This window comes from Aeromonas sp. QDB25 (assembly GCF_027707725.1).
Taxonomy (GTDB): Bacteria; Pseudomonadota; Gammaproteobacteria; order Enterobacterales; family Aeromonadaceae; genus Aeromonas; species Aeromonas caviae.
This window is the reverse complement of record NZ_JAPCIZ010000053.1, coordinates 22999-29293: the sequence shown is the minus strand read 5'-3', so window position 1 is coordinate 29293 and position 6295 is coordinate 22999. Positions and strand designations below refer to the sequence as shown.

Here is a 6295-nt window from a genome sequence, read left to right as displayed (position 1 = left end):
TGTGTTAGGCCTGCCGCCAGCGTTCAATCTGAGCCATGATCAAACTCTTCAATTTAAGTTTGGTTGCTTCGAAAAGCGGCTCAATGAATTGCTGAATTAACTGCTGCAACTTTCGTTGCTTTGGTCACTTCATCAGACATTGAAAATCAAAAATTGTTTTTGATGCTCGATGCTGTGAGTGCCCACACAGATTGCTTGATTCAAATTGTTAAAGAGCGTCACGCTTATCGCGTTGAGGAGGCGCATCTTACGCTCCTCACTTCGAAAGTCAAGCGGTTGTTTTCGCTTTTCTTTCGGCACCCACTTCCTAAGGAAGCTGGCTCATCAGGTTGGCGTGTTCCGCCGTGCTGGTAGGGGCGCATTATAGGGAGCCGCGCCGCGATGACAAGGGCTTTTTGTAAAAATGCGCTCGTTTGCTGAAAAAGCAGGCTAAACCCCATGAAATGAGAGTTTACCCCAGTTTCATGCCGATTTTTTGTTCATACCGTCAGTCTGGGCCTGAATGTAGTTGACCCAGCTGGTCGCCCTGTCTTGCCAGTTGTTCTGCTGTTGCAGCTCGCGAGCCAACACCAGCGCCTGAGCATATTGTTCTTTATTGAGGTGTGCCTGCACCAGCAGGGCCTTGGCTCTGTTGCCCTGCTCTCCCTTCACTGACTTGATGGCCGAGAGCTGGATCATGGCGGCATCCGTCTTGCCCTGTTGCAGCAGCAGTTCGGCGGCACGCATGGCGGCCTTGGGGTGAGCATGTTCCCGGGCAAGCAGCTGCCAGCTGTCCACAGCCTTCGGCCACTCACGTGCCCCTTCCCACAACTGGGCCAGCAATTGGCGATTCTCTGCGCTCTGCTTCATCTGTCCCTTGGCCATGGCAGACTCCAGCAGACGCGCACCGCGATAGGGCAGTCCCTGCCAGGCATACAGGCGGATCAGCTGGTTGCGGGCGGCGGCATCATCCATCAGTTGACGGTCGATGGCGGTTTGCAGCAGTGCAAGCGCTCGATCACCACGCTTGGCGGAGAGATTGAGCGACACAGCCTGCTGCCACCACTTGCTCTCTTTCGGCTCGCGGCGGATCAACTCTTCGGCCTGATCCGCAGCCACGCCGTAACGCTGCAATGCAGTGAGGGAGGAGAGGCGGATGATGGCTGCCTGCTTCTGCCAGCTTTTCTTCAACAGTTGTTCACTCTGGCTGGCTGCCTCGCCGTACTGCTTGTTGTGGTAATAGAGGCCAGCCAAGCGCAGACGCAAGGTATCGTCAGCCTTGATGGCCAATGCGGCCTTGTAGCTGGCGATGGCGCCGGACCAGTTGGATTGCTGGGCCTGGATATCCCCGCGCAGACGCAACAACTGAAGTCGTTGCTGCTCTGGCCACTCTTTATAGGCAAGAGCCTGCTCCACGTAGCGACTCGCCTGCGCGGTCTGCTGCAGATTGGCGGCCAGAGAGGCTTGTAACTGCGCCAGCCAGGCGTGCTCAGCCTCGGAACCGGGTTTGAGCACAGCCGCCTTGCTCTGGGCTTGTTGCCACTGGCCGGATTGATAGAGCTTCATCACGGGCTCCAGCTGGCGGGAGAAATGAGGGCTCACCTCCATCGCCAGACAGGCTTGGCTGACCAGGGCCAGCAGACAGATCCAGATCCGCAACATGGTTATGACTCCAATTTGAATTTGAGCGTGATGACTTGCACCAGCTTGTCGGTGGCGCCCGGCCTAGGCTGATAGCGCCACTTGTTGATCGCCTGAATGGCCGCTCGCTCGAACTGGCGCTTCGGCTTGGCCTCGACCACCTCCACATCCTGTACCCGGCCGTCGGCATCGACGCTGAAACGCAAGGTCACGGACCCCTCGATACCGGCCTGCTGGGCCCGGTAGGGATAAACAGGCTCAACCCGTTGCAGTGGCATCAAGAGGTCGCTGGCACCGATTCCAGCGCCCTGCTGCTGTCCATGGAAATTGCCGCTCGCGACCGGAGTGGGACTGGTCGCCACGCCAGGGGCAGAGACCTGTACCGCACTCAGGGTCGAGACCAGATCCAGGCTCGGCTGTACCGAAGGCAGCGGGGCCGCCGCCGGCATGGGCATCGGTGTCGAAGCCAGCACGGCAGGCGGCTCCAGCAGGGGTTCCGGCTCCTGGGGTACCGGCCGCTCACGCACCTGTACCTCGGTCACCTCGTTCTGCATGTTGATGACGATGGATTTCTGCTCTGTGGTCGCCGTCTCCCCTCCGGGCGGCTCCACCAGGGTGGCCATGAACAACAGGATGCCCAGACTGAGGGCGATCCCCAGTCCCAGGCTCATCAACTTGTGTTTCATTTCGGTGCCACCGCCACGGCGATGTTGGCGATGCCTGCCGCCTTGGCTTCATCCATCACCCGCACCACCTTGCCGTGGGGTACCCGTTCATCGGCCTGGATCACCAGGCTTGCCTCGGGCTGCTCCGCCAACAGTCGGGCGAGGGTGGCCTGCACCCGCTCCACATCCACCTGTTTGCGGTCGAGGAAGATCTGCCCCTGAGCGCCGATCGCCAGCATGATGCTGGACGATTTCTGCGCCTTGGCCTGGCTGGCCTGGGGTCTGTGTACCTCAAGCCCGGCTTCGCGCACGAAGGAGGTGGTCACGATGAAGAAGATCAGCATGATGAAGACGATATCCAGCATGGGGGTCATGTCGATCTGCACTTCATCGCGCTGGCGTTTGGATTGCCGTCTCATCGCATTACCTTCTCTTCTCGCAGGCCGTCCCGGGTCTTGGCCAGCGCACGCTTGGCCTGACTCTCGAGCCGGCTAAGTAACAACACGCCGGAGAGGGCCACCACCATGCCTGCCATGGTGGGGATGGTGGCGCGGGAGATCCCGCCCGCCATGCTCTCCGGGTTAAAGCGGTTAGCCGCAGCCAGCGCATCGAATACGCCTATCATGCCGGTCACTGTACCCAGCAATCCCAGCATGGGGCAGAGCACCACCAGGGTGCGGATGAAGATCAGATGACGGTTGAGCGCCAGCTCCACTTCTGCCAGCCAGCGCCCGCGAATCGCGCGAGCGTGCCAGCTGTGACGCTCGCGACGCGCCTGCCAGCGGCCCAGCAGCTCACGCTGCAACGGTGCAAACCCCAGGTTGAGGTAGAGCAGCCGCTCGATCATCAGAATCCACATCAGCACCAGCAAGGCCAGAATGACCCAGAGCACCGGGCCGCCACGGCCCATGAAGCTCTGCAACTGCTGCCAGATGTCGAGCATCATGCTACCCGCTCCACCCTGTCACCATTGCTTTCGGCCCGCTCGGCCAGGATCCCGGCCACCTGCTGTTCCAGCACGTTGGAGAGCTCGGTGAAACGGGACTGCAACAGGCTGTGGGCCAGGATCAGCGGAATGGCCGCTACCAGACCCTGCACCGTGGTGACCAGGGCCATGGAGATGCCGCCCGCCATGATCTTGGGATCGCCGGTACCGAACTGGGTGATGGCCTGGAAGGTGCCGATCATACCGGTCACTGTCCCGAGCAGACCCAGCATGGGGGCGATGGCCGCGATCACCTTGACCATGCCGATGCCGCGCTCCAGGCGAGGGGTCTCCTGCAGGATCGCCTCATCCAGACGCAGTTCGAGGGTCTCCATGCTCAGTTCTGGATGCTTGTCAGCTACCGTCAGCACCCGGCCGAGAGCGTTGTCGGCATGATATTCACCGCTCTTGAGCTGGCTACGAACCCGACCCAGTTCGCGAGAGAGGCTCCACAGCCGTACTCCAGCGATCCCCAGGCCGATAGCGGCCAGCAGCACGATGATGGCGCCGACCTGGCCGCCCTGCTGGACTTGCTGCCAGAAGGTGGGCGCCTGGGCCAGCATATCGAGCAGAACACCGTGGGAGGGATCCAGCGGCAACGCTTCTCCCTCCTGACCCTGATAAGCGGCCACAGCGGAAAGCACGCTGCCTGGCAGGCCCAGCACCGGACTCAGGCCTTCGGCCTCCGGTTGCAAGAAACCAGCATCGCCCAGCAGGGCGAAGCTGCCGATCCGGGTCAACGTCTGCTCGCTGGCAACGCCCTGGGCATCAAGCACCTTGCCGTTGAACTGGGCAACCCGGCCCGATTCGCGGATCTCCTGTAGCAAGGTGGCTGGCAGCAGGGCAAGGGCGGCGCGATCAGGCACCTGTTTATCCTGTGCCATGGTTTTCAGCGGGGCGAGACGATCAGGATACTGGCCCTCGACGGCGGATTCGCTCAGCAACTTGACCGCATCGCTGGCGCCCTGACGGGTGACCGCAAAGATGTCGTTCATGTCGCCGGAGGCTTGCTCCCATTGGGTATTGAGCTCCACCAGCTGCTTTTCATTGGCCGCAAACTGGCTGGCCAGCTCCTTGCTCAGGCGCTGGGCCTCGGCCAGCTTGGCACGGGCACTGCTCAGATCCCTGGAGACAGACGCCAGATCCTGCTGAGCCTTCTGCTCACGGGCCTGTTCCTGCTGCTGCCAGGCTTCCTCGGCCACGGCGGCTGTGGTGCCCAGAGAGAGGACGAGGGCAAGGGGTAACCACTTCATGGTGACGCTCATGACTGGGCCTCCTGACCACGGCTGACGGAAAGGGGGACATTCAACAACTGGGGAACTTTCTTGTCGGCAGCCATTTCCAACGCCTCGGCGATGGGGGAGAGCCACTGGCCGTCGAGGGCTTGCCACTGCTTGTGCTCGGCAGACCAGCGCCACGCCTGGGAGCGATCGGCGGTCATCGCCAGCAGGGAGATCCGACCCAGAGCCAGCACGTCGACCTGGCGCGGTGCGCCATCCAGCACCAGCTCGGCGGAATAATGGTCCAGCCTGCTGCCGTATTCGGCTTCAATCTGATAGGCCTGCAATAGCTGGCGGAACTTCTCCGCCTCGCTCACATCGGCTCTAGCCAGCGTCGCTTTCAAGGCAGCAACCCGCGCCAGACGATCCTCTCTGCGCAGCGGGATGTCATCCTGTACCAGCTGTTCCAGATCGGCTTGCATCTGCAGCATCAGGGGGACAAGCCCCTGTCTGGTCTCCTGTACCGCCTCCAACTGCTGGTTCAGCTTGCCCAGCTCGTTTTGCTGATCGGCCACCAGAGACTGCATGTAGCGGTTGTAGGCTTCCAGATCCCGCAGTTGCAGTTGGGCATTTTGCAGCTCAACCCTGGCGGCGACGGCTCCATCGGCGGCTTTCTCCACACGCAGCTGGGAGGCTTTCCCGTCGGCGATACTGTTCTTCAATGCTGGCGCAACCACTTCGTCGGCGGACACGACGCAATGAACGGCCATGGGTAACAAGGCCAGACCCCAAAACTTGTTCATGATATAAATCTTAACAATGATAACTATTCTCATTGTCTCAAAGAGTAGGGTCACTGGCAATCAGATGATTTTCTTGGCCTCTGGCCGAAAAAACAGGATACTTTTTAGACAAGTACGGGAATAACTGGCGTTGGTAGTCGCAACACCATTTTAAATAACTAAAAAATGTCTTTTCGATCAGCAAGATAAGTGATCGAAAAAGGAGACTTACATGTTTAACGATGCGATCTGGGAACACATAGATCGGTTCACCAAGGCGAAGAAGACCAGAGAGATCCAGCAACAACTGGAGCGCTTCAGTCATCAGATGGGGTTTGATTACTTCCGTTTGCTGATTATTTTCCCCATCAGTATGCAGAAATCCCATGTGGCCTTGTTCAACAACTGCCCCACCAGCTGGTTTGATGCCTATTCGGAACGGCACTACCTGACCCAGGATCCGGTCGTCTTCCTGGGACTGAAGCAGACCCAGCCCATCTTCTGGAACAAGCTCGATTGTGATGCCCCCTGGTTGCCCAGCGCCAGCAGGGAGGTGATGAACCTGGCCGCCGACTTCGGGGTGAGGAACGGCGTCTCCTTCCCGCTGCACACGCCGCAGGGGGAACACGGCATCCTCTCTTTCATCAGCAAGGAGAAGTCCAATTCCGATCTGATGTTTGAAAACGTTCCCCTGCTGTCATTCTGCGCCAGCTACATCTTCAACTCGGCCCTGACCCTCATCAAGGCCAGACCAGACCTGATGAAATACCTGGCCGAGCTGTCGGATCGGGAGAAGGAGTGCCTTTTCTGGGCCAGCGAGGGCAAGACCTCCTGGGAGATCGCCACCATCCTCGGCATCAGCGAGCGAACCGTGAACTTCCACCTCAATCAGGTCACCAACAAGACGGACTCGCGCAACCGCAACCAGGCGATCGCCAAGAGCATCTCCAGCGGCATCATTGTGCCTTCCCTGGACGACGTCACCATCACCAACCTGCGGCTGTCGTAGCCTGTTTTGCCAAA

Annotated in this window: 7 protein-coding genes; 1 reads left to right on the top strand and 6 read right to left on the bottom strand. The window is 59.7% G+C overall.

Annotated elements, in window-relative coordinates:
• Positions 1 to 462: 462 nt before the first annotated feature.
• The 6 genes from PG883_RS16630 to PG883_RS16605 are packed head-to-tail and all read right to left on the bottom strand — an operon-like array spanning position 463 to position 5293.
• On the bottom strand, positions 463 to 1641 hold the full coding sequence (locus PG883_RS16630) for a hypothetical protein (RefSeq protein ID WP_210538039.1): 1179 nt from the start codon (positions 1639 to 1641) through the stop codon (positions 463 to 465).
• Between the two features lie 2 nt (positions 1642 to 1643).
• Positions 1644 to 2306, bottom strand: a complete 663-nt coding sequence (locus PG883_RS16625; RefSeq protein ID WP_270807407.1) for a TonB family protein — start codon at positions 2304 to 2306, stop codon at positions 1644 to 1646.
• Entirely contained in the window at positions 2303 to 2704 is a 402-nt protein-coding gene (locus tag PG883_RS16620; protein WP_010672232.1) for an ExbD/TolR family protein, read from the bottom strand. The genes PG883_RS16625 and PG883_RS16620 overlap by 4 nt, the downstream gene beginning before the upstream one ends.
• Positions 2701 to 3231, bottom strand: coding sequence for a MotA/TolQ/ExbB proton channel family protein (locus PG883_RS16615; RefSeq protein WP_270807406.1), 531 nt, complete (start codon positions 3229 to 3231; stop codon positions 2701 to 2703). The genes PG883_RS16620 and PG883_RS16615 overlap by 4 nt, the downstream gene beginning before the upstream one ends.
• On the bottom strand, positions 3228 to 4535 hold the full coding sequence (locus PG883_RS16610; RefSeq protein ID WP_200163712.1) for a MotA/TolQ/ExbB proton channel family protein: 1308 nt from the start codon (positions 4533 to 4535) through the stop codon (positions 3228 to 3230). Before PG883_RS16610 ends, PG883_RS16615 begins: the two co-directional genes overlap by 4 nt.
• Positions 4532 to 5293, bottom strand: coding sequence for a DUF3450 domain-containing protein (locus PG883_RS16605; RefSeq protein WP_210538038.1), 762 nt, complete (start codon positions 5291 to 5293; stop codon positions 4532 to 4534). The genes PG883_RS16610 and PG883_RS16605 overlap by 4 nt, the downstream gene beginning before the upstream one ends.
• Positions 5294 to 5504: 211 nt before the next feature.
• Here PG883_RS16605 and PG883_RS16600 point away from each other — a divergent pair, with 211 nt between their 5' ends.
• Positions 5505 to 6281, top strand: a complete 777-nt coding sequence (locus PG883_RS16600; RefSeq protein ID WP_102948977.1) for a LuxR family transcriptional regulator — start codon at positions 5505 to 5507, stop codon at positions 6279 to 6281.
• The last annotated feature ends 14 nt before the right edge of the window (positions 6282 to 6295 follow it).